Source organism: Sphaerisporangium viridialbum (assembly GCF_049674955.1).
Lineage (GTDB): Bacteria > Actinomycetota > Actinomycetes > Streptosporangiales > Streptosporangiaceae > Sphaerisporangium > Sphaerisporangium viridialbum.
This window is the reverse complement of sequence record NZ_CP187232.1, coordinates 5,399,440-5,422,499: the sequence shown is the minus strand read 5'-3', so window position 1 is coordinate 5,422,499 and position 23,060 is coordinate 5,399,440. Positions and strand designations below refer to the sequence as shown.

20 protein-coding genes are annotated in these 23,060 nt (G+C 68.5%); 19 read left to right on the top strand and 1 reads right to left on the bottom strand.

Annotated elements, in window-relative coordinates; genetic code table 11:
* Window positions 1–23: 23 nt before the first annotated feature.
* From ACOZ38_RS24220 to ACOZ38_RS24145, 16 genes are all read left to right on the top strand, one after another.
* Entirely contained in the window at window positions 24–230 is a 207-nt protein-coding gene (locus ACOZ38_RS24220) for a hypothetical protein (RefSeq protein ID WP_424533457.1), read from the top strand.
* A gap of 62 nt (window positions 231–292) precedes the next feature.
* Entirely contained in the window at window positions 293–1,594 is a 1,302-nt protein-coding gene (locus tag ACOZ38_RS24215; RefSeq protein WP_424533456.1) for a M28 family metallopeptidase, read from the top strand.
* 9 nt (window positions 1,595–1,603) lie between these two features.
* Window positions 1,604–1,954, top strand: a complete 351-nt coding sequence (locus ACOZ38_RS24210) for a carboxymuconolactone decarboxylase family protein (protein ID WP_405150439.1) — start codon at window positions 1,604–1,606, stop codon at window positions 1,952–1,954.
* A 36-nt stretch (window positions 1,955–1,990) separates the two neighbouring features.
* Window positions 1,991–3,277: an ATP-grasp domain-containing protein gene (locus ACOZ38_RS24205; RefSeq protein ID WP_424533455.1), complete on the top strand. Its 1,287-nt coding sequence runs from the start codon at window positions 1,991–1,993 to the stop codon at window positions 3,275–3,277.
* Between the two features lie 31 nt (window positions 3,278–3,308).
* Window positions 3,309–4,442: a GNAT family N-acetyltransferase gene (locus ACOZ38_RS24200; RefSeq protein ID WP_424533454.1), complete on the top strand. Its 1,134-nt coding sequence runs from the start codon at window positions 3,309–3,311 to the stop codon at window positions 4,440–4,442.
* A complete protein-coding gene (locus tag ACOZ38_RS24195; RefSeq protein ID WP_424533453.1) occupies window positions 4,442–5,659 on the top strand; it encodes an ATP-grasp domain-containing protein in 1,218 nt (405 codons plus the stop codon). Before ACOZ38_RS24200 ends, ACOZ38_RS24195 begins: the two co-directional genes overlap by 1 nt.
* A gap of 36 nt (window positions 5,660–5,695) precedes the next feature.
* Window positions 5,696–6,976, top strand: coding sequence for an ATP-grasp domain-containing protein (locus ACOZ38_RS24190; RefSeq protein WP_424533452.1), 1,281 nt, complete (start codon window positions 5,696–5,698; stop codon window positions 6,974–6,976).
* A gap of 292 nt (window positions 6,977–7,268) precedes the next feature.
* On the top strand, window positions 7,269–9,008 hold the full coding sequence (locus ACOZ38_RS24185) for an ABC transporter ATP-binding protein (RefSeq protein WP_424533451.1): 1,740 nt from the start codon (window positions 7,269–7,271) through the stop codon (window positions 9,006–9,008).
* On the top strand, window positions 9,001–10,911 hold the full coding sequence (locus ACOZ38_RS24180; protein ID WP_424533450.1) for an ABC transporter ATP-binding protein: 1,911 nt from the start codon (window positions 9,001–9,003) through the stop codon (window positions 10,909–10,911). Before ACOZ38_RS24185 ends, ACOZ38_RS24180 begins: the two co-directional genes overlap by 8 nt.
* Before the next feature lie 4 nt (window positions 10,912–10,915).
* Window positions 10,916–11,146, top strand: a complete 231-nt coding sequence (locus tag ACOZ38_RS24175; RefSeq protein ID WP_405150426.1) for a hypothetical protein — start codon at window positions 10,916–10,918, stop codon at window positions 11,144–11,146.
* A 29-nt stretch (window positions 11,147–11,175) separates the two neighbouring features.
* Complete coding sequence (locus tag ACOZ38_RS24170) at window positions 11,176–11,601, top strand: FixH family protein (protein WP_424533449.1); 426 nt, start codon at window positions 11,176–11,178, stop codon at window positions 11,599–11,601.
* Between the two features lie 9 nt (window positions 11,602–11,610).
* The gene (locus ACOZ38_RS24165) at window positions 11,611–12,834 is read left to right on the top strand and encodes a pyridoxal phosphate-dependent aminotransferase (protein WP_424533448.1); all 1,224 of its coding nucleotides are present in this window, start codon (window positions 11,611–11,613) and stop codon (window positions 12,832–12,834) included.
* 54 nt (window positions 12,835–12,888) lie between these two features.
* Entirely contained in the window at window positions 12,889–13,110 is a 222-nt protein-coding gene (locus ACOZ38_RS24160; protein ID WP_424533447.1) for a heavy-metal-associated domain-containing protein, read from the top strand.
* Between the two features lie 122 nt (window positions 13,111–13,232).
* Window positions 13,233–15,590, top strand: a complete 2,358-nt coding sequence (locus ACOZ38_RS24155; RefSeq protein ID WP_424533446.1) for a heavy metal translocating P-type ATPase — start codon at window positions 13,233–13,235, stop codon at window positions 15,588–15,590.
* Window positions 15,591–15,651: 61 nt separating this feature from the next.
* On the top strand, window positions 15,652–16,029 hold the full coding sequence (locus ACOZ38_RS24150; protein ID WP_424533445.1) for an ArsR/SmtB family transcription factor: 378 nt from the start codon (window positions 15,652–15,654) through the stop codon (window positions 16,027–16,029).
* The gene (locus ACOZ38_RS24145) at window positions 16,026–16,982 is read left to right on the top strand and encodes a GNAT family N-acetyltransferase (protein ID WP_424533444.1); all 957 of its coding nucleotides are present in this window, start codon (window positions 16,026–16,028) and stop codon (window positions 16,980–16,982) included. The genes ACOZ38_RS24150 and ACOZ38_RS24145 overlap by 4 nt, the downstream gene beginning before the upstream one ends.
* A gap of 223 nt (window positions 16,983–17,205) precedes the next feature.
* Here the strand turns inward: ACOZ38_RS24145 and ACOZ38_RS24140 are convergent, their stop codons facing one another.
* The gene (locus tag ACOZ38_RS24140) at window positions 17,206–19,566 is read right to left on the bottom strand and encodes a molybdopterin-containing oxidoreductase family protein (RefSeq protein ID WP_424537077.1); all 2,361 of its coding nucleotides are present in this window, start codon (window positions 19,564–19,566) and stop codon (window positions 17,206–17,208) included.
* 897 nt (window positions 19,567–20,463) lie between these two features.
* On the opposite strand from ACOZ38_RS24140, the gene ACOZ38_RS24135 reads away from it, so the two are divergent.
* The 3 genes from ACOZ38_RS24135 to ACOZ38_RS24125 are packed head-to-tail and all read left to right on the top strand — an operon-like array spanning window position 20,464 to window position 22,963.
* On the top strand, window positions 20,464–21,261 hold the full coding sequence (locus ACOZ38_RS24135) for a metal ABC transporter solute-binding protein, Zn/Mn family (protein WP_424533443.1): 798 nt from the start codon (window positions 20,464–20,466) through the stop codon (window positions 21,259–21,261).
* A gap of 11 nt (window positions 21,262–21,272) precedes the next feature.
* Window positions 21,273–22,076, top strand: a complete 804-nt coding sequence (locus ACOZ38_RS24130) for a metal ABC transporter ATP-binding protein (RefSeq protein ID WP_405150414.1) — start codon at window positions 21,273–21,275, stop codon at window positions 22,074–22,076.
* Entirely contained in the window at window positions 22,073–22,963 is an 891-nt protein-coding gene (locus tag ACOZ38_RS24125) for a metal ABC transporter permease (RefSeq protein ID WP_424533442.1), read from the top strand. Before ACOZ38_RS24130 ends, ACOZ38_RS24125 begins: the two co-directional genes overlap by 4 nt.
* Window positions 22,964–23,060: the final 97 nt, after the last annotated feature.

Below are 23,060 nucleotides of genomic sequence, written 5' to 3'. Positions count from 1 at the left end.
TCCACCACGGAGGGGCAGAAGCCATGGGTGAGCGACAGAGCACGGGTGGATTCATTTCCGGCACCGCGCAGGACGCGGCCGCGGTCGCCACCGGGTGCTGTGGCGAACCGGCCTCCGGACCGGCCGCCGCCCCGGCCGAGCTGGTCCTGCTCAAGCCGGCCGAGGAGGAGGACAGCGGCAGCGGCTGCTGCGGTGAGCCCGCCGAGACCGGTAGTAGCTGCTGCGGCTAGGCGAGCGGCGAACCCACAGCCCGGTGCACCGGCCACGACAGCGCGAGGAAGGCCCGAACCTCATGTCCAAGACCGCCCAGCCCGAGATGGACGAACGGCTCAGGGCACTGGCCGACGCGTTCGACGAGTCACGGGCGATGGCGGTCCTGCGGGCGCTCTGCGCGGAGACGCTTTCCGGCCGTGGGGTCGGTACGCCGGGCCACGACCTGGCCACCGAGCTGGTCCTCACCGAGCTGCGCGCTCTCGGACTGGAGCCGAGCCGGCAGACGTTCCCGGTGGCCGGGGTGTTCGGACTGGACTCTCCGCCCGTGTTCACCGTCAAAGGCCCGCGGCTGCCGGGCTCGCTCGAACACCGGCGCGACTACGCCGAACACCCTCGCTCGGCTCCCATGTACGCCGCCGTGGAGGGTCCGGTCGTACGGTGGGACGGAACCCCCCGGACCGGGACCTGGACCAGTATCGACCGTGTTCCCCAGGGCGACGCCTTCGCCAGGCTCGCCGCCTCGCTGCACGCCGCCGGTGGGCTCGGCCTGCTGACGCCGCAGACACCCGACGCGTCCGGTTTCCTGACCAAGCGGGTGATCGGTGACGCGCCGGTGGAGCTGCCTGTCATCGCCGTCCGGTCCGACCACCTGGCAGAAATGGACGGAAGCACGCTGAGGGCGCTCGTCCCCCTGCGGCGCGGAGCCGTGACGGGAACCAACGTCATCGTCGTCCTGCCAGGCAGCGAGCCGGCTCTTTCCAACCGGCCGGTCCTGGTCACCGCACACTACGACGGTGTCGGCGCCGATCCCGAGCGGCACTTTCCCTGCGCGGGTGACAACGCCAGCGGGACGGCCGTGCTGCTGGAGGCCGCCCGGACGCTGGTCGCCCAGCGTTTCGGGGCCGCACGTCCCATCGTCTTCGCCGCGCTCGACGCGGAAGAGGTCGGTGCCCGAGGTTCCCGGCACCACGCGATGAGCCTCGTCGCCGCCGGCTATAGGCCCGATGTCGTCAACCTGGACATGGCGGGGAAGTTCAACGGCGCGGTGGCCGCCGACCTCGGGCCGGAGACGGGCACGATCAGGGACGTCCTGGACCAGGCGGGACGCATGCTGGGGATCCCGCTGGCCGCCGGACCGGTGGCGTCCGACAACCGGCAGTACGCGTCGGCCGGACTGCCCGCGGTCGGGCTCGGCCTGGGAGCGGCCCATTACCACTCCCCGCTGGACACCCCTGACCGCATCGAGCCGAGCGCTCTGCGCATGGCAGGTCGCCTGCTGCTGGTCACCGTCGCCCGCCTGGCCACCGATGCCACGCGGGAGACCGGCCACCAGAAGAACCTGGGCCATCCGGGCTCACAACACAACGCCCACATCGCATAAGGAGGAACGATGGCGACCGCAGCGCCGAACATTTCCACCCAGCTCATCCAGCTCGCCCCCGAGGTGCGGGACAGCCACGCCGACTTCTCCGCCAGCTACCAGAGCTTCTTCAACTCGGTCTTCGACGGCGGAGCCCTGGACCCCAAGGCCCGAGCCGCGGTGGCGCTGGCCGCCGCCTTGTTGCTCGGCCGGGAGGAGACGGTGCGTTCGTTCCTCGCGGCGGCCAAGCAGATAGGCCTGGGCAACGAGGAGATCGGCCAGGTCGCCGGCATCGTGGAAGTCCTGAAGCTCGACGCGCTCCAGCGTCCCGCTCAGACCGCCGCGGCCGCGCCCGCCAAGAAGGCGAACACCTGCTGCTAGCCGCCGTCCGCACCATCGTCAAGGAACGGAGCGCCGATGACAGGCGACGGCAAGACCCCGGCGGACACCGTCGTCCTCATCGGCGGCCGTGCCGAACGGGAGTTCGCCCTGCTGCGCGAGCTCGGCTACCGGATCCTCCACCTGGACCGGCGCGTGCCGCTGCACTGCATGCCCTGGGCCGATGTGCCCATCGACGTGGACGTCGACGACTGGGACCTCGTGTCCAAAGTGATCAGGGACCGACTCGACGGGGCTCCACCTGCCGCCGTCCTGACACATGTGGAGCCCCGGATCCCGTTGATGGCTCACCTCTCCGGGCAACTGCTGCCCGACCCGAGAGGGCTGACCGTGGAAGCGGCGTGGAACTGCCGTGACAAGTGGCGCACCAGGAACCGGCTACGCGAGGCAGGACTTCCCGTACCAGGATTCGGGCTCGCCGGCGATGTGGACGGCGCGGTCCGGGTCGCCTCCGAGGTCGGGCTGCCAGTGGTGGTCAAGCCGAGGGACGGGGCCGGTGCCTTCGGCGTGCGGCGCTGTCTCACCCTGGACGAGGTCCGGCGGGCGGCGGACGCCATCCTGGAGGATCCCGGGCCGGGAACGCAGGTAGGCGTGCTGATCGAGGAGTACATGGACGGGCCCGAGTACGCCGTGCAGACTCTGACGCAGAATGGGCGGACGCGCGTGCTGAGCGTCTTCCGGCAGCACATGACCGAGCCGCCGATCTTCGTAGAGATCGGTTACGAGCATCCAAGCGGCCTCGGCGACAGCGACCGTACGGCGCTGACCGAAGTCGTCACGTCAGCACTGGCGGCACTCGGGGTCACCGACTGGATCAGCCACACCCAGGTGCGCCTGGGCCCGGCTGGATTCCGCATCGTCGAGGTCAACGCGCGACGTCCGGGCGGCCGGCTGGTGGAGATGACCACAGCGGTGTCCGGGGTCGACATGACCAGGGCGGTCTCGCAGCTCGCGCTCGGGCTGCCGGTCACCGTCGAGCAGCCGCGGGCCACCCACGCCCTGTACAGCAGCGTCGTCTTCGACGAGCCGGGGTTCGTGACGTACCGGACGGGAATCGACGTCTCCGGTTTCCGGGGCACACCGCCGCCGATCGTCGAGATCGAGGTCTCGCCGGGCGAGCCCGTGCTGCCGATGGACCATCCGGAAGGCGGGGTGTACGGCCGGATCGTCGTCTTCGGACACTCGTCGGGAGAGGTCGCCGACGGGGTCCACCGGATCCGGGAGGCGCTCGGGCTCCAGGTGAACCGCCTTGATGACCTCAGCTGGTCGGGATCGGACAGCCGTGAATTCAAGTCGTGCTGCTGAGGTGACCATGACAAGTCGTACGACCACACTGATGGGCCCCAGGGTACTCGGCGAACCGGCCGACGAATATCGCGTGGAGCTGGCCCGCGGGGTAGCCGAGATCGACCGGGATCTCTGGAACGACGTGGTGCGCCGCGGTGACGGTGCCGTCTTCCACGCCTGGGAATGGCTCGCCGCCTTCGAGGAGGCGCCCCCGGGGGTGTTCGAACCCGCGCATCTGCTGGCGTACTCGGGCGATGAGCTGGTGGGCGTATGCCCGGCCTACCTGGTGCACGAGTGCCCGCGCCTGGACTACGCGCTGTCCCTCGGAGCACCCGCCGCCCTGCGGGGGACCGGCCCTGTCCTGCTCGCGCACAGCCTCGCGGGACTGCGCGGCGGGCCCCTGGCGCTACCTGGCCATCGGAACGCCGCGCGGGCGCTGGTCGCCGGTCTCGAACGTGCCGCGTCCGCACTGGACGCGTGGGCCTGGGGAATCGCGAACGCCCCCGCCGACGGCCTGGCCGGATGGCTGCTGGGCCAGGGATACGCGGCGGCGCACATGACCACGGCCTACCAGCTCGACACGACCTTCTCGACCCCGGGGGAGTACTGGAACACGTTGCCGGGCCGCCGCCGGCGCAAGCTGTGGCGTGAGCAGCGTCAGCGCGCGGAGGGCCTGGTCATCGCCGAGAGCCCACCGGACGCCGACACGATGGTGCGGCTCACGCATGCCCTGCTCCAGGAGCATGGCACGCCGGTCGACGTGTTCCCCGAAGGCTATCTCCGTGCCCTTCGCCGGCATCTCCGGGCTTACGAGAGGACCATTGTCGCCGCCGACGAGACGGGTGAGGTCCTGGCCATGTTCGCCGGATGGCAGTTCGGTTCGGAGTGGTCGTTGTGGATCGCCGGGCTCCAGACCGCGCGTTACTCCTCGTTCGAGCCCTACCACTCGATGCTGGCGCACACCATCGAAGCCGCGATCACGTCCGACACCCGCGTGCTCAACCTCGGCCGGGGCAATGCGCCGATCAAACGCCGGTACGGCACCGTGGGCACACCGCTGTTCCTGGTGGTGAAGGCGGCGGACCGGCGTCACGACGCGCTGCTGCACGCGTGGTGCCGGGTGCTGGAGGTCCGCGGCCAGGGTTCGCCGGACGGGCTCGAAGTAGTGAGCAGGTGCTGCTGATGCCCGAACCGATCAGTGACGGCCGGCCGAGCGTCGTGTGCGTATCGGGACGCAGGGTCGTGGACGTGATGGCGGCGATGGACGTCCGTACGGTCCTCCTCGGGGATCCCACGCCGATCGACCTCGCCTGTGCCGTGGACGTGCCGATGGACCTCGACCTCGACGACTGGCCGGGAACCGAGGCGGCGGTCCGGTGGCTCCACGACGCGCGGCCTCTCGACGCGGTGCTCAGCGTCTACGATCCCTACCTTCCCCTGGCCAGCTATCTCGCCGCTCGCCTCGAGGTGGCAGGACTCGCGTTGCCGGCGGCACTGAACTGCGACAACAAGCTCCGGATGCGGCTGACCCTCGAAGGAGGCGGCATCGCCGGGCCGGCGTACGCCGTCGTCGGGGACCCGGACGAGGCTGAAGCCGCAGCACGGCGGCTGGGATACCCCGTCCTGGTGAAGAAGATCACCGCCGCCGGAGGCCGCGGCACCCTGCTGTGCCGGGCCCCAGGTGAGGTCGCGGGAGCGGTGACCGCGTTGCACGGGGAGGCGAACCCGAACCTGCTGGTCGAGGAGTTCGTCGACGGCCCGGAGTACGCCGTGCAGACGGTCACGAGCGCCGGAGTCACCGAGGTGATCGGCATACTCGCGCAGCACTCGGCGACCGGGGCGCGACCGGTCGAGACCGGTTACGACTTCCCAAGCGGGCTGGGCGATCAGGGCGAAGAGGCCTTGGGCCGGTTCGTGGGAGAGGCCCTGCGGGTGCTCGGTTTCGACAGCGGCATCGCGCACACGCAGGTCCGGTTCGGCCTATCGGGCCCAATCGTGATCAATGTCAGCGCACGCCCGCCCGGTGGACTGCTGTGCGCGGTCACCGAAGCCGTCTCCGGCGTGGACATGGTGCGGGCCGCGGTCGAGGTGGTACTCGGCCGGCCCGTGACCCGGCGGGCGCCGGTGGCCGGCTATGCGAGGTACCGCTGCGTGACCTTCGACGTGGCCGGCGCCGTCGGGTACGACGCCCGGGCGCTCGCGGAGGCCGATGACGCCACTGCGTCTCCCGTCGTCTCGATGGACGTCGAGCCGGGGGATGAGGTGCTTCCCGTCGATCATCTCGACGGCGGAGTGTACGGCCGGATCGTGATCTATGCCGACTCGGAGGCCGAGTTGGCGCCCGCGTACCAGCGTGTCGCCGACGCACTGCGGCTGCGCGTCGACCAGACCAGCACATAGGGCACGTGGTGCCCACATGAGGATGGTGACCTACACGTGTCAGACAACGCGGTATCGCACGAGAGGGCGGAGCGGACGCGCGTGCTCGTCCTGGGCGGACAGCGCACCGTCAGGATGCTCAAGGAACGGACCGGCTACGAGGTGGGGTTCGCCGACGAGTCCATGCCGTTCGAGCTCATGGCGGCGGCGGATATCCCGATCGAGGTCGACTTCGACGACTGGGACGCGGTGGTGGACCAGGTCCGGCGGGTGCACGCGATCCGGCCGTTCGACGCGGTGGTCACCCAGGTCGACCGCCTCGTCCCGCTGGCAGGCGTGCTCCGCGAGCGGCTGGGACTGACCACCGGCATCACGGCCGAAGCCGCCCGGAACTGTAACGACAAGGCGGCCACGCACATCCGGCTGGCCGAGGCCGGCATCGCGGTCACGCGGCACCTGATCGTCTACAGCCCCGAGCAGGGGATCACGGCCGCGAAGGAGATCGGCCTGCCCGTCATCGTCAAGCCCAGGGACGCATCAAGCGCCGCGGGACTGATGCACTGTGCCACCACCGACGAGGTCTCCCAGGCCGTCGCGGACATCATCGACGGCGGCCGTGACAGCGCGCTGGTCGAGGAGTACCTGATCGGCCGTGAGATCGGCGTGTTCGCCAGCCGCACGGCCGGTGAGACGAAGGTCCTGTTCGTGTTCGACGGCGAGGTCGGCCCGCCGCCGAAGTTCGTCAAGCTGGGAGGGTGGTTCCCCAGTGTCCTGGACCAGAGCGAGCTCTCGCGGCTCGACGAGCTGACGAAGCTGACTCTGGCCGCCGTCGGCCTGGACGACTGGGTGGCGTTGCTGCAGTTCATCCTCACCGAGTCCGGACCCAGGATCGTCGAGATCAACCCGCGGGTGGCCGGAGGGCAGGGTGTCGCGCTGATCGCGGCGACCACCGGGTACGAGCCGACGCTGGTGGCGGTGGAGGCCGCTCTCGGCCGCCAGATGGAGCCGGACGAGCCGAGTGCCGCGATCGGCCTGTATCGCAGCGTCGTCTTCGAGGAGGAAGGGAGGCTGTGGTACCGGGAGCAGGCGCTCCATGACGTCACCGGACTGGAGTCGCCGGTGGCGCCTCTGGTCGAGATCGACGTGCGGCCGGGAGAGGCCGTCCTGGCGATCAACCACCCACGGGGCGGGGCGTTCGGCCGCGTCGTCGTGGTGGGTGGCAGCCAGGAAGAGGTCTCCCGCGACTATGAACGGATCATGGAGCGGCTGGACCTCCGCGTGGAACCGCTGGAGAACGCCGAGGACGAGGTAGCGAAACCGCACACCTCCTGCTGCTGAGACTTCAGGGCGTGACCGCGTCCGCACGACCTCTTGACTGAGGTCAGCCGATCTGATTCGATAATCTTGGAATTACCAAATCAGCGAGGAGGGTGTCATGGCGGAAGACATGATCGGCTCGGGCTGCTGCGAGACCAGCGGTATCGAGGACGCCGCCGAAGACGGCGCCGAATGCAGCTGCGCGTGTGCCTGCTGCGACTAGCCAGGGCCAGTACGGGTAACCAGGCGCGGTCCGCGTCCTGATGGGCGCGACCGTGCCGCACGTCAGGGGTAGGCCGGAAGGAAGAGGGAAGTGAAAGAGTCACTTCACGCGCTCCGTTTCATCTACGGATATCCGCTTCGCTACCGCGGTGCGATGATCCTGGCCACGGCCACCATGCTGGCCGGGCTGCTGAGCAGCATCGCCGTACCCCTGATCATCCGTGTGGCGATCGACACCGGTGTCCTCGGTGGTGACCCCGGCCTGCTGCTCATGATCGCTCTTGGTGTCCTCGCCGTCGGCGCGGCCTCCGCGGCCCTGCTCCACCTCGGCAAGCAGCTTCGCTTCAACGTCGCCAGCAGGGCCGTCAACGATCTGCGCCACGATCTGTTCCGTAAGCTCCTCCAGCTGGGTCCCGCCGACACGGCGGAGGCGTCCGGAGGCCGGGCGCTGACCCGCCTGGTCTCCGACGCGGTCTTCGTCCGCGGGCTGACGAACGGCGGACTGCTGGAGCTGTTCAACCAGCTCCTGGTCACCTCGGTGATGTACGTGGTGGCGCTGTTCATCGACGTTCGCACCACGATCGTGGCCTCGCTTCCGCTGGTGATCGTGATTCTCGGCAACCTGACCGTGCAGGGACGCCTTCAGAAGGTGTTCGTCGACGTCAAGGGCCAGTTCACGAACCTGCTGTCCGGTGTCGGGGAGTCCCTGTCGAACATCGGCGTGGTGAAGTCGTTCGGCCGCGAGGACGCCGCCTCCGACCGGCTCCACAAGATCAACGAAGAGCTCTCCGCCCGCAGGGGCAGCATGAAGACCACCTACAGCCGGTGGGAGGCGGCGCTCAACGTCGTCGGCGCCCTGCCGACGCCGATCGCCCTGTGGCTGGGCGGTAGCGCGGTGGTCGATGGCCAGCTCACCGTGGGCAGCCTGGTGGCCCTGACCGCACTGATCATGATGGTCCAGATGAGCATGCACATGGTGACCATGCACGCGAACGGGATCTTTCGCTCGGTGGTGATCGCTCAGCGACTGCTGCGGATCGTCGACGCGCCCTCCGTGCTGACGCTACGACCCGGCACCCGTCCCATGCCGGCTCCCACCGGGGCGCTGTCCGCCACCAACCTCGTCGTCCAGATCGGTGAACGGCCGGTCGTCAACGACGTGAGCCTGGTCGTGAAGGCCGGTGAGGCGATCGCCCTGGTTGGACCCACCGGTGGCGGCAAGACGACCCTGCTGCACGCCCTCGCCCGCCTGCGCGACGCCCATTCGGGAGTCGTCACCTACGACGGCACCGACATCCGGGAGTACGACCTGGAGTCGGTCCGGCGGCAGGTGGTGTGCCTGCCGCAACGGCAGTGGATCTTCGAGGGAACGCTCGAGGACAACATCCGCTTCGCCCGGCCCGACGCCACCGCCGAAGAGGTCGCCGAAGCGGCGACCGCGGCAGGCCTGGGGGAGTTCCCCCTCTCACGCGAGCTGGCCGCCAACGCCGTGGACCTCTCCGCGGGGGAGCGACAGCGCGTCGGCCTCGCGCGAGTGCTGCTCGTCGACCCGGCGGTCCTGTTCCTGGACAACCCCACCGCGAACCTCGACGCCGAGACCGAGGCGGAACTGCTCGACACCATCGTGCGGGTCCAGCGAGGCAGAACCCTCATCATCGCGACCCAGCAGCTCGCGGTCGCCCGATACGTCGACCGCGTCATCGCGCTCAAAAACGGCCTGCTCGTGGCTCCGGAGACCCTGCCGCCGGAAGAGACGGCCGGTGACGCCGATCCGGCCGTACGGCCGCTCGCGCCCGCGGGCATGCCGGAAGGGGGCCAGGGCAATGGCTGAGTCGGCTTCGGTTGAGACGGTCCTTGAGCCGGGCGAGGTCAACCAGACGCTACGCCGGGCGGTCCGGCGGTTCCTCCCCTACCTGCGCCCCCACGTGGGCTGGCTCGCGGTGGCGACCCTGGTCACCATCCTCAGCTCCGTTCTGACGATCGCGCAGATGTACACCGTCATGATCGGTGTGGGTCACATCGTCACCGGCAACATGCGGGCCGTCGCCGGAACGGCGATCAACCTGATCGTCCTCGCCGTGCTGGACAACATCATCCGCATCACCTACAACATCGCGATGATCCGCGTCAACGAGCGGATCACCGTGACCCTCCGGAACGACCTCGTCGCGCGGCTGCACAACGTCCAGCTGTCGCGTCATGTCTCCCAGGCCAGCGGGACCTGGGTCACCCGGGTCCTGTTCGAGGCCGAGCGGTTCCGCGGATTCCTCACCAAGACCGGCATGGAGCTCGTGCAGAGCATCGTCTGGTTCATCGCCTTCGCGGTGTTCCTGCTCGCGCTCAGTCCCGGCGTGGCCCTGCCGACGCTCGTCGTCATCCCGATCATGGTGTTCGTCGCCCTGCGCTGGACCCGGTATCTCAAGTCCGACACCCGGCGCCAGCGCGAGGGGTGGGACAGCATGGTCGGCTACCTGAACCAGCGCATCGACGGGCTCGCCGACGTCCGCGCCTTCGGCCAGGAAGACAGCGTCATGGCCGACCTGGAGCGGCGGTCCGCCGAGTACACCGTCATCCACAACAGGCTGTCGACGAAGCGGCTGTGGCTCACGTCGTACCTCGGCTTCACCGTCCACATCGCCCTGGCACTGCTGATCTTCTTCGGCGGACTCCAGATCATCAACGGCCATCAGCTCGGGTCGGGCTTCTTCTTCGACATGGCCGCCGGCATGATGCCCATGACCTGGATGCTGCTGGGCACCAACACGATGATGGCCTCGATGGGCATGGCCCAGGGCGCGGCGCTGGCCGCCGGCACGCTGGCCGCGTTCGCGCTGTTCTCCAAGCGGATGCTCAACCCGGTGAGGGACGTCGCGAACCAGCTGGGCCAGGCCTCCGATATGGCCGTGTCGGCACAGCGCATCCTCGAAGTGCTCGACCTGCCAGAAGAGGAGGACACCGGCGAGCCGCTGCCCGAGGTCCAGGGCCACCTGGAGATCGACCATGTGAGCTTCGCCTACGGCGATGGGACCGAGGTTCTGCACGACGTGTCGCTGGAGGCTCGCGCCGGGGAGCACATCGGAGTCGTCGGCGCCAGCGGCGCGGGCAAGAGCACGCTCATGCAACTCCTGGTCAGGTTCTACACGCCGACCTCAGGCGCGATACGCATCGATGGCCACGACCTGTCACAGGCGACCAAGTCGTCCGTACGTACCCAGGTCCTGCTGGTCACCCAGGAGGCCCAGCTCTTCGAGGGGACCGTGGCGGAGAACATCAGGTTCGGCCGCCCGGACGCGACGGACGACCAGGTCATCGAGGCCGCTCGTGCGGTCGGCGCCGATGAGGTGATCAACGAGCTCGGTGACGGCTACCAGACCAAGGTTGGGGAGCGCGGAGCACGGCTCTCCGTCGGGGAGCGGCAGCTCATCGCCCTCGCACGAGCCATGCTGGCCGACCCGAGAGTGATCATCCTCGACGAGGCCGTGTCCAGCGTCGACCCGGCCCGTCAGCGAATCGTGCTCGCGGCGATCCGGCGGCTGCTGGAAGGCCGCACCGCCGTGGTCGTCGCGCACTGGCTCTCTCTCGTCGAAGACCTCGACCGCGTGTTCGTCGTCGAAGAGGGCCGGATCGTCGAGTCCGGCAGACCCGTGGAGCTTCTCACGGGTGACAGCAGGCTCGCCGAGCTGTGCAAAGTCCAAACCGGAGAAACCGTCGTACAACCCGCTGGAAGGAAGTAACCCCATGTCTGTCACCGAACAGAGCCTCGGTCAGCTGTTCTGGTCCGCCGCCCAGAGCGAGCCGCTGCCCACCGCCAAGGCGGAGGCGAAGAGTTCGTGCTGTGGCCCCAAGCCCGCCGCCGAGACCAAGGCCGCCCCGGCCGCGAAGAGCTCCTGCTGCGGACCCAAGCCCGCCGAGGACGCCGCCAAGGACGCCGAATCCGCCCCCGTCGCCAAGAGCTCATGCTGCGGATAGCACCGCGCCGATGGACGAGGAGGGAACCGATGAGCAGGCGCTCACTTCACGCTGTGGCGGCCACGATCGTCCTGGCCGCGACCGTGGCGGGCTGCGCACAGAGCAGGGCTGACGACACCACGTCACCCGCCGCGTGCCTGGCCCAGAAGCAGAGCGCCGGTCTCACGGTGCAGTTCACCACGAGTCCGTGCCCCGCCCAGGGAGGGACGGCCACCACCGCACAGGTCACCATCAAGGACTCCGCGGGTGCCCTCGTCCAGGACGCCGCTGTGAAGGTCAACTACGACATGCCGAGCATGAACATGCACGGCGGGGAACAGTCGGCCACCCGCAACGGCGACGCGTACGAGTCCAGGCTCGTGCTCGGCATGTCAGGGGTCTGGGTGGTTAACGTCCAGGTCAGCCGAGGGTCGGGCGCACCGGCCGCCGTGCGGTTCGACGTCAAGGCCAAGTAGGGGGACACCATGCTCAGTCGTCGCGCGGCGCGGTTGCCGCCATCAAGCACAGCGGCGCTGGATGCGCATGCCAAGCAGCTCGCCGAGGACGGGGTCGACGTCATCAATCTCACCAGTGGTGAGGTCGACTTCCCGACGCCGGACCAGGCATGCGAGGGCGGCATCAACGCGATAACGAGTGGTTTCACCAGATATACGGCCGTAGCCGGTATCTCGCCGCTCCGCCAGGCCGTCGCCGCACGGCTGACCCAGGCGTGGAATGCTCCCTACCTCGGCGAGGAAGTCGTCATCACCAACGGCGCCAAGCAGGCCCTCGCGAACGCGTTCATGACACTTCTCGACCCGGGCGACGAAGTCCTCATCCAGGCGCCCCACTGGGTCAGCTTCCCTCACATGGTCACGCTCGCCGGCGGCACTCCCGTGATCATCCCGACCGGGCCTGACACCGGCTTCAAGATGATGCCACAGGCGGTCGCCGAGCGGATCACGCCGCGCACCAGGGTGCTGCTCGTCAACAGCCCGTCGAATCCAACGGGCGTGGTGTACGAGCGAGCGGAGTTGGAGGCACTGGCCGAGGTGGCCCTACGCGCCGGCCTCACCATCGTCAGCGACGAGATCTACGGGGATCTGGTCTACGAGGACGCACGGTTCACCAGCGTCGCTTCGCTCGGCCACGATGTCCGGGCCCGGACCGTCACGGTCGGTGGCCTGTCGAAGACCTTCGCGATGACGGGATGGCGGGTGGGGTTCGCCGCCGGACCCGAACCCGTGGTCTCCGCGATGGCCGCGCTGCAGGGGCACACGACCTCAGCCGCGTCGTCGATCTCCCAGCATGCCGCGCTCGCGGTGCTGCACGACGAGCCTGTGGCAGAGCTCCGGTGGCGGAGGTCCGCGCTGGACGAGCGCCGGCGACTGCTCTGTGAAGGCCTGTCCGAACTCCCGGGGTTGCGACTCGCCGTCGAGCCCAAGGGGGCGTTCTTCGCCTTTGCCGACGTGACCGGCACGTACGGGCTGGACGCGCACGGCGAGACGATCAGCAGCGCCGCCACCTTCGCGGATCAGCTCCTGCGGACCGCTCGGGTAGCGGTCGTGCCCGGCGCCGACTTCGGCGCCCCTCACCACATCCGGATCTCCTACGTCGCCGCCCCCGGCGTACTGGGAGAGGCATTGAGTCGCATCCAGAACTTCCTGACGGCCGCTTCTGAGAACACGGTCACCACAGGCAGCCGGTAAACCCGCTCAACATCGCGATCCCGCCGGGCACCCCGGCCGGAAAGGAACAACGCTATGAGCCTCGTCACCACTTACGCGGTCGAAGGCATGACGTGCGGCGGATGCGCCAGGCGCGTGCGAACCGCGCTCGACGACGCGATCCCGGGACTCGACGGCATCGACATCGACCCCAAGGCCGGCCGGGTACAGATCACCACCGATGTCCCGGTCTCCGAGGAGGCCATCCAGGCGGCGGTGGAGAAGAGCGGATACCGGTTCGCCGGAGTCCTGTCGTGAGGAGCAGCGTCAAGGTCGCGGGATTCCTGGCGCTGCTGGCCGTGGTCTTCGTGCTCGCTTACTTACTGGGAACCCTTGTGCCTCCCGTGGAGCTGTAGGCGCGGTCGAGAGGAGACAAGCCTGTGTCCGGATCAGCTCCGACGCTCGCGGCGCGGTCAGAGGTGACGCTGTTGATCGGCGGCATGACCTGCGGTTCGTGTTCGGCCCGTATCGAACGCAAGCTCAACCGCATGGAGGGCGTGCGGGCAGAGGTGAACCTGGCCATCGAGCAGGCGCACGTCGAGTACGACGACAGCGTGTCGGTGGACGAATTGATCGCCGTGGTGGAACGCCTCGGCTACACCGCCGCTCTCCCCGATCCCGAGCCCGTGGCTGAGGAGAGCACGGTGCCCGAGGAGCGCTCCGACGAGGAGGCGCTTGCCGTCAAGCGCCGGCGGCTCGTGATATCGGCGGCGCTCACCGTGCCGATCATCGCGATGGCGATGATCACACCGCTTCAGTTCAACTACTGGCAGTGGCTCTCGTTGACGCTGGCCGCACCCGTGGCGGTCTGGGGCGCGTGGCCGTTCCACGTCGCGGCCTGGAAGAACCTGCGGTACGGGTCCGCCACGATGGACACCCTCATATCGCTCGGCGTGATCGCGTCGTTCGGCTGGTCGGTCTACGCGCTGTTCTTCGGCTACGCGGGGCTTCCCGGCATGCGAATGCCGTTCGTGATGCGGCCCTCAGCAGGTGAAGGACTGCATCACATCTACCTCGAGGTCGCCGCCAGCCTCACCGTCTTCATCCTCGCGGGGCGTTACGCCGAGCACCGATCCAAGCGTCAGGCAGGAGCGGCGCTGCGTGCCCTGCTGGAGCTCGGCGCCAAGGACGTCGCGGTGTTCAGGAACGGCCGCGAGGTACGCGTGCCCGTCGAGCGCCTCGCGGCCGGAGAGCTCTTCATCGTCCGGCCGGGCGAGAAGATCGCCACCGACGGGATCGTCGTCGAAGGCACCTCCGCCGTGGACGCCTCCATGCTGACCGGTGAGAGCGTGCCGGTCGAGGTGGCTCCGGAGGACCCGGTCGTCGGCGCCACCGTGAACACCAGCGGACGTTTGATCGTCCGGGCGACCCGAGTCGGTGCCGACACCCAGCTCGCGCAGATAACCCGGCTGGTCACCGAGGCGCAGGCCGGCAAGGCCCCCGTCCAGCGACTGGCCGACCGGGTGGCCGCGGTGTTCGTCCCCATCGTGGTTGCGGTGGCCATGGCCGCCTTCGGGTTCTGGCTCGGCAACGGCCTCGACGTCGCCGGCGCGCTGACCGCCGCCGTGTCGGTCCTGGTCGTGGCCTGCCCGTGCGCGCTCGGACTGGCGACGCCGACCGCGCTGCTGGTGGGTACCGGTCGCGGAGCCCAGCTGGGCATTCTCATCCGCGGCCCGGAGATCCTGGAGTCGACCAGGCGGATCGACACCATCGTCCTCGACAAGACGGGAACGGTCACCACCGGTTCCATGCGACTGTCGGACGTCGTCGCGGGACCCGGCGAGGACGCCGACGAGGTGCTCCGGCTCGCCGGTGCGCTGGAGAACGCCTCGGAGCATCCGATAGCGAAGGCCATCGCAGCAGGCGCCTGGGATCGCTTCGGAGCGCTGCCCGCCATCGCCGGCTTCGAAGGCAGCGCCGGGCTGGGCGTCCGAGGCGAAGTGGACGGGAAGGCCGTACTCGTCGGCCGGGCGCACTGGCTGGAGGCCGAGATGCCGGCGCCGCCGGAGTTGAGACGAGGTCACGACGACGCGGAGAGTCTCGGTCTGACACCTGTCCTCGTCAGCTGGGACGGGCGGGTGCGAGGCATGCTCGTCGTCGCCGACACCGTCAAACCGACCAGCGCGGAAGCCGTGGAACAGCTGCGGCGGCTCGGGCTCAAGCCGATCCTGCTGACCGGTGACAACAAGCGGGCAGCGCAGACGGTGGCCGGGCAGGTCGGGATCGCCGACGTGGAATCCGAAGTGCTGCCGGCCGACAAGGTCGCCGTGATCAAGCGGCTTCAGCGGGACGGGCGGGTGGTCGCGATGGTCGGGGACGGAGTGAACGACGCCGCCGCCCTCGCTCAGGCCGACCTGGGAATCGCCATGGGCACGGGCACGGACGCCGCCATCGAGGCCGGGGACATCACCCTTGTCCGGGGGGACCTGCGCGCGGCGGCGGACGCGGTTCGGCTCTCCAGACGTACGCTCGGAACGATCAAGGGCAACCTCTTCTGGGCCTTCGCCTACAACGTCGCCGCCGTTCCCCTGGCCGTGCTCGGCCTGCTGAACCCGATGATCGCCGGGGCCGCGATGGCGGCGTCGAGCCTGTTCGTGCTCACCAACAGCCTGCGACTGCGCCGGTTCCGGGCCTCCGCGGCGACACCGGCGCCGGGCGGGACCGTGGCGGCGGCGTCTCCCGGTGAGCCGAAGCCGGATCGGGAACTCCAGGTGGTCACGGCGAGCGGGGACGGCTAGCTGGGACCCGTCGCAGTGATCACGCCGTGGACGGGCGATATCTCCGAGCCAGGAGCTCTACATGAATTCGGCGGGTTTCGATGGGTGCACGCCATTGACGCGTGAGCCGCTGGCCATCTCCCAGGCGGAGGACCTGGCCAAGGTGTTCAAGGCGCTCGGCGATCCGGTGCGTTTGCGGCTGCTCTCGGTGATCGCCTCGCACCCCACGCGCGAGGTGTGCGTCTGCGACATGTCCGGGGACTTCGACCTGTCATCGCCCACGATCTCGTACCACCTGAAGGTGCTGCGTGGGGCCGGTCTCATCGCCGCGGAGCGACGGGGGACCTGGATCTACTACAGCGTCGTGTCCCAGGCGTTGAACGGCCTGTCGCAGTCGCTGGAGACCCCCGCGGCGTTGTCGATGACGGCTCCGGCCGAGATGAACGGCGAGGACCGATGATACGGAAGAAGGCCTTCGGCGTCCCGATAGCCGTGGTCAGCGTCGACGAGGCGCTCGACGGCGACTGGGAAGCGCACCGGCACGAGGTGGACATCGTCCGGGTGCCGAATCCGCCCGTCGAACGGTGGGCGGAGCTGGTGTCCGCGGGATTCTTCCCGAAACCTCAGGTGGTCGTCTGGCGCGCCGCTACGGCGGGCAGTGAGAAGGAGTTCCTCGACGGCCTTCCCAGCAAGGACAGGCGGAACGTCTTCGCGGCACGCCGCCGTGTCGTCGCCGGCGGACTGCGGTTCGAGGTCCTTCCGGTGTCCCCGGCGTTGCTGGACGCGTTTCTTCCGCTGTACGAGAGCCAGGTCGCCAGGATGCGGCACGGATGGGCTGTCGCCACCGAGCATCGCGCACGGATCCTGGACTCGGCCGACCAGTATTTCGCCGTCTGCGTGTGGGACGGCGACGACCTGGCGGGCGCGTGTCTCAATCTCCAGTCCCGTGACAAGGACGAGGTACGGGCGCGGTTCTCCGCCGTGGTTCCTGATCATCGTGAGGCCGGTCTGCCGCGCCTGCTGTATATGGAGGTCGTCGAGGAGGCTCGCCGGCGGGGGTTCGGCTGGGTGAGTCTCGGCAGTGACCCCAACCTGTACGGCCACATCGTCAAACCGGGACTGTTCGGATTCAAGAGCCGACTCGGTTTCGTCGCCGTGCCTTCGCACTTCGTGGATCCCGGCTCCGGGTCCGACCAAGCCGATCGCATCGTCGGTCTCAGCGCTCTCACCGACCCGTCCTTCGTACTCGCCTACGCCGAGGGAGCCGACGGCCGGCCCCGGCGTGGATCGGCCCTGCGGCTGGAGATGTTCAGCTCAGCCGATCAGCTCGATCTGCGTCCTTACAGCCCTGCCTACCTGACCAGCGTGCGGCTGCACCACCTGGACGCCCTGTCGCTCGAAAACCCCCGATAATCCGTCAGAACGGGAAGAACCATGCGCGACCTGCTTACCTCTGCGAACTCCAACACGCTTACGGTTACCATCCAGCCCGCTACCGTCTCCATTGCCTGGTCGGATGGCCCGGAGTACACCGCCGCTCCGGCACGAGGCGCCGGCTGGGACGCTCTGGAGCCGCTGCCCGTCCCCGCCGGAGCCGGTTGGGACGTCCTGGTTTCGCAATGATGCCTCTGGCAGGTCATTTCTTCCGGACGCTACACGCGAAGCATTTGTAGGCCTGCTGGCCGGAGAGATTGTCGTAGAGCCGGTCATCGATCAAGGTGTTCGCCGCCTCGTACCGAGGGTCGCCGTAATCATCACCGACTCGCTGAGCGGGGCCGAAGGTGTTCGGAAGGTAGATGGTGTCCGTGCGGATGTCGTGGTCCAGCGACGCGGTTCCGGTCACCGCGCCGCGGGGGCTTTCGACGATGACGGAGTCGCCGTCGGCGATACCGAGCGCCCGGGCGGTACTCGGGTGGATCTGCACCAGGCGGATCCCGTTGAGCCGTTCCCCGGTGGGAGTCCAGTGGGTGACGGAAGCGAAGTGCACCACGCTGGGCCGGCCGGTCATGCCCATGAGCGGATACTTCTTGTGGACGGCGTCGGAGCCGGGAACTCCGAGGCGTACGGGATGCGTGAGCGCCTGAGGGTTGATCGGGTTGGTGATGTACCGGTCCTCGTAGGCGAGGGTCGGATGTGCGCCCGTCACCTCGGGGTGGGTGTAGAAGGCCGGCAACGCGTGATGCCCGCTGGGGGCGAGCCGGCGCTCCAGCTCGGGGGTGGAGATCTCGATCTTTCCGCTGGGCGTCAGGAACCGCTTGCCACGGTTGGCCGGGTCGAGCGATTCGGCGGCCTTGTACCAGCTCGGGTGGTCGAGATAGAGGGTGCTGACCCCCGGATGGTCCGTACTGGGACACGGCCAGCGTAGAGGTTCAGCGCGCGCACGCAGGCGCCGGCGCGTCATGCCGGCCATGCCCGGAGTGTTGACCACGAACGTGTCCCACAGCTTGGAGTAGTCCTTCCACTCGACGGGGAAGGCGTCCGTCCAGTACGAGCCGGCATGGCGGCGGTCGTTCCGTCCGAGGGCGTGGGCCAGGCCGATCCAGATCTCTGTGTCGGAACGGGCCTCGCCGACCCGGGCCACGGCGGCGTCCTGCCAGCGTATGGCTCGATCGTCGCGACGCATGTAGACGCCCTCGAACTCCAGGCCGCTGCAGACCGGCAGGATGATGTCGGCGTAGTAGGCGGCCTCCTCCATGAACAGGCCGGTGTAGACGTAGAAGTCCAGCTTGGAGAACGCCTCCCGTACCCGGCTGGTATTGGCGGAGCTGATGAGGGGATTCCCCTCGGTCATGACCGCCTTGAGGCGATACGGCCGGCCGGTGAGGATCGACTCGGCGAAGGTGTCGGGCCCGACGGGCAGAGCCGGGCCGCGGGCGGGAGTCGTCACCTTCAGCGGCGGAAGGTTCAGGCCACCAGGCCAGGTGTTGTGCATGAAGTTGCACCCGCCACCGGGAACGCCGATGTTGCCGGTGACCGCGGCGAGCATCGCGAGCGTCCGGTAAGTGTCGAACGCTCCGAGCTGGTGGGAGATGCCGGCATTACAGAAGATGGCGGCAGGTCGAGTGGTCGCGTAGTCGACGGCCAGCTGCTTGATGGTCGCGGCAGGCACGCCGGTGACGCCGGCGGCCCACTCAGGGGTGTAGCCCTTGGCCACGAGATGGCTGCGCAACTCGTCGAAGCCGAGCACCCAGCGGTCGACGAAAGCCTTGTCGTGGCGGTTGGTGGTGATGATGTGGTGCAGCATGCCGAGGGCGAGTGCGAAGTCGGTATGCGGCTTGGGCGCCACCCACTGGTCCGCCTGCCTGGTGGTGGGGGTGCTTCGCGGATCGACCACCACGAGCCGCGCACCGGTGCGCTCCCGGTTTCGCAGCAGGTGGGCGAAGGTGACCGGGTGGGTCTCCCCTTGGTTGGTGCCGAGGAAGAGGAAGAACTCAGCCGACCCGAGGTCTTCCTTGCCGGTCGCTCCATCGACGCCGTAGCCGTTGGTGAAGTTGCCCAGTCCGAAGGTCGTGGCGAGCGCGTTGCCTCCGGCGTCGTTGCACACGGGGCCGACGTCGGTGTCGTTGGGGCTGCCCAGCAGCGCGAAGACGCGTCCGACGAGCGAGCCGGTGCCACGGGGGAGACGGCCGGTGGTCCGGTTGGCGATGGCCCTGGCCTCTCCGGCGTCGCGGAGGGCAAGCCAGCGGCGGGCGATGACGTCCAGCGCGTCGTCCCACGAGATGGGCTCGAAGCGGCTGTCCGGGTCGCCCTTGCGGCCGGAGATCCGGCGCAGCGGCGTCTTCAGACGCAGGGGGTTGTAGACCAGCTCGGTCATCATGGGCGCCTTGACGCACAGGTTCCCGTTCTGCACGGGATCTTTTTCCTCACCCCGGATTTCGAGGACCCGCCCCAATTTGAGGGACACCTGGAGCCGGCAGTTGCTGTTGCAGAACTGGCAGGCACTCTGAACCACACGATCGGGAGTCAGTGCGGCCGACCCCACGGTGAAGTCCGGCATGGTGGACCCAGCCATATCGCCCATTGGCGAAGCGGCGGCGAAGGCGGCCTGACCCGCCGGAGGAACGAGGCCAGGGACGCCCGCTGCGGCGGTACCGGCACTCGCGAGTATCGCGCCGCGCAGGACACCGCGCCGCGTGAAACCTCTGTGATCTTCTGGCGATATGCTCTCCTGCGCCACCATGCAGCCTCTCCTGTCGCAATGGAATTCCTGCGCATATATGGCAGCCGCCGCGGCTTCCCGCGTATGCCATCGTGAGAAGTCGAGAAATTTGCGATGCCCGTGGTCCGCTGAATTCTTTGCTTCATCCGGAATTCGCTGGATAAGCCAATTCGCATGCAGGCGGTGGTCTGTCCGTCTCCGAATCCAGGGTCTCCCTGTGTCGCACAGCCCTACTCTTGTGTTCGCCGCCGCATCGTGAAAGTGGTCTGACCAGGCAGCAAGTTGCCCGGCAACTTGGTGCCAAGGATGACCTTGTCCGGGCGGACGGTCGACGCCCTCGTTCACCAGGGCTTGCGGTCAGCTCGCTGATCTGCTGGACGTCCCGCTTCGCTTCCGCCTCCCGCATGCCGGCGATGGCGACCTGACTGGCGTCCCGCCGGCGACGTCGACGTAGGGACGGGAAGGAGGCGGATCCACCTGGCGGGCCGCCGTAGATGCCTCATGTCCTGACTCGACCTGTAGTGGGAGTGACTGCTACGGTTGGAACTGAAAATCGTTATCATTTACGAAAGGCCTGGTGTGCGTACCCTCCGTCGCGTACCGCTCGCAAGTCTGGCGGCCGGTCTGGCCATCGTCGCCCTGACCTCCTGCGCTTCCTCCCAAAACGGTTCCTCCGGGGCCGCGCCGTCCGCCGCCGCCCCCTCGCCTGCCTCGTCGTCGGCACGCGTATCGGTGGTGGCGTCCACCAACGTGTACGGCGACATCGTCAGCCAGATCGGCGGTGACAGGGTCGACGTGGTGTCGATCATCAGCGACCCCTCGCAGGATCCGCATTCCTTCGAGGCGAACGCGCAGACACAACTGCGCCTGTCCACCGCCAAGGTCATCGTCGAGAACGGTGGTGGTTACGACGATTTCGTCGACACGATGCTCAAGGCGTCGGGGAACCCCGGCGCTCAGGTGCTCAACGCCGTCACCGTCTCCGGTAAGACCGCGGAGCCGGGCGCGGAGCTCAACGAGCACATTTGGTACGACATCCCGAGCGTCGGCAAGCTTGCCGACCAGCTGGCGGCCGCGTTGAGCAAGGCCGACGCGGCCGGTGCCTCGCAGTTCACCGCCAACGCGTCGGCGTTCAAGACCAAGCTCCAGGTTCTGGAGAAGGAAGAGGCGGAGGTGGCGGCGACCGCCAAGGGCGAGGGAGTCGCGATCACCGAGCCGGTCCCGCTCTATCTGCTCGACGCCTGCGGGCTGGTCAACCGTACCCCTGCGGAGTTCAGCGAGGCGATCGAAGCGGGCGCCGACATCCCTCCGCGTGTACTGCAGGAGACGCTTACCCTGCTGACGGGCAAGCGTGTCGCGGCCCTGGTCTACAACGAGCAGACCGCCGGGCCGGAGACCGAGAAGGTGAAGCAGGCCGCGGAACAGAGCGACGTGGCGGTCGTGCCGGTCACCGAGACCCTGCCTTCGGGCAAGGACTACATCGGCTGGATGACCGACAACATCGCCGCGGTCCGCGCCGCCGTATCCCGATAGGTCCGGTCACCATGATCAGCTTGCGGGAAGCCGGCCTGTCCTACGGAGAGCGCCTGCTGTGGCGGGACCTCACTCTCGACATCGAACCAGGGGAGTTCCTGGTCGTACTCGGTCCCAACGGCTCCGGTAAGACGAGCCTGCTGCGGGCCCTGCTCGGTGAGGTCCCGCTGTCGGCGGGGACACTGACGGTCGGCGGGCAGCCGCCGCGGCGCGGCAGCCCGCTGATCGGCTACATCCCCCAGCAGAAGACGATGGCCCCGGCCATGCCATTGCGCTCACGCGACCTGGTGCGGCTCGGCATCGACGGGCATCGCTGGGGCATGGGCCGGGCCGGGCGGGCGGTCCGCACACGTGTCGACGAGCTGCTCGCCGAGGTGGGTGCGGAATCGTATGCCGACGTCCCGATCGGGACGCTGTCGGGCGGCGAGCAGCAGCGTGTGCGGATCGCCCAGGCGCTGGCGACCGATCCGCGCATCCTGCTGTGCGACGAACCGCTGCTGTCGCTGGACCCGCACCACCAGCGGGCGGTCACCGAGTTGATCGACCGGCGCCGGCGCCGGCACGACTCCGCGGTGGTGTTCGTCACCCATGAGATCAATCCCGTCCTGCCGATGGTGGACCGGGTGCTCTATTTCGTCGGTGGCCGGTTCCGCGTCGGCACGGTCCGCGAGGTCATGACCTCGCGGACCTTGTCGGAGCTGTATGGGACCCCTGTCGAGGTGATCAGGACCGGTGGCCGGATCGTGATGGCCGGCGGCCTGGACACCTCGAGCCACCATCACTCCAACGGCACCACAGAGGAGTTCGGACGGTGAACGACCTGTGGAACCAGATCTTCAACTTCTCCGACTACGGAGCCCTGCTGGTCCTGGTGAAGAACTCGCTGGTCGCAGGCGCGATCCTCGGTGTCGTCGGCGGCGTGGTCGGCGTCTTCGTGATGATGCGAGACCTGCCGTTCGCCGTGCACGGCATCAGCGAACTCTCCTTCGCCGGCGCGTCCGCGGCATTGCTGATCGGCGCCAACGTGGTCGCCGGGTCCCTTGTCGGCTCTTTGGTGGCCGCCTCCGTCATCGGCGCCCTCGGCATGCGGGCACGGGACCGCAACTCCATCATCGGGGTGCTGATGCCGTTCGGGCTCGGACTCGGCGTGCTCTTCCTTGCTCTCTACAAAGGACGGTCGGCCAACAAATTCGGCCTGCTCACCGGGCAGATCATCGCTGTGGACACGCCTCAACTGTCATGGCTGGCCGCTACCTCGGCCGTCGTTCTCATCGCGCTCGCCGTCCTGTGGCGGCCGCTCACCTTCGCCAGCGTCGACCCGGAGGTCGCCGCCGCACGGGGCGTGCCGGTCCGTGCGCTGGCACCGATCTTCACCATCGTGCTCGGCCTGGCCGTCGCGATCTCCATCCAGATCGTGGGTGCTCTGCTCGTGCTCGCCCTGCTGTGCACGCCGGCCGCCGCCGCGATGCGGGTCACCGCCTCGCAGGTGCGGGTTCCCCTGCTCAGCGTGCTCTTCGCCACCGTCTCCATGCTCGGCGGCACCCTGCTGGCGCTCGGTAGCAGCGTCCCCATCAGCCCATACGTCACCACCATCTCGTTTCTGATCTATCTCGTCTGCCGGTGCGCCGGAGCGGTCCGCAGCCGGGGCGACTGGACCCGCCGCCGGCCCACCTCCCGCGTCCACCCTGCCGGAGTCCCGTGAGTACGGCCGGGCGGCCTGGTGCCGCCGACGGCGTGCCCTAACGGACCCGGCCCTCTCCTCGAAACGACTCATGTACGGATAAGGAGATCCGCATGAA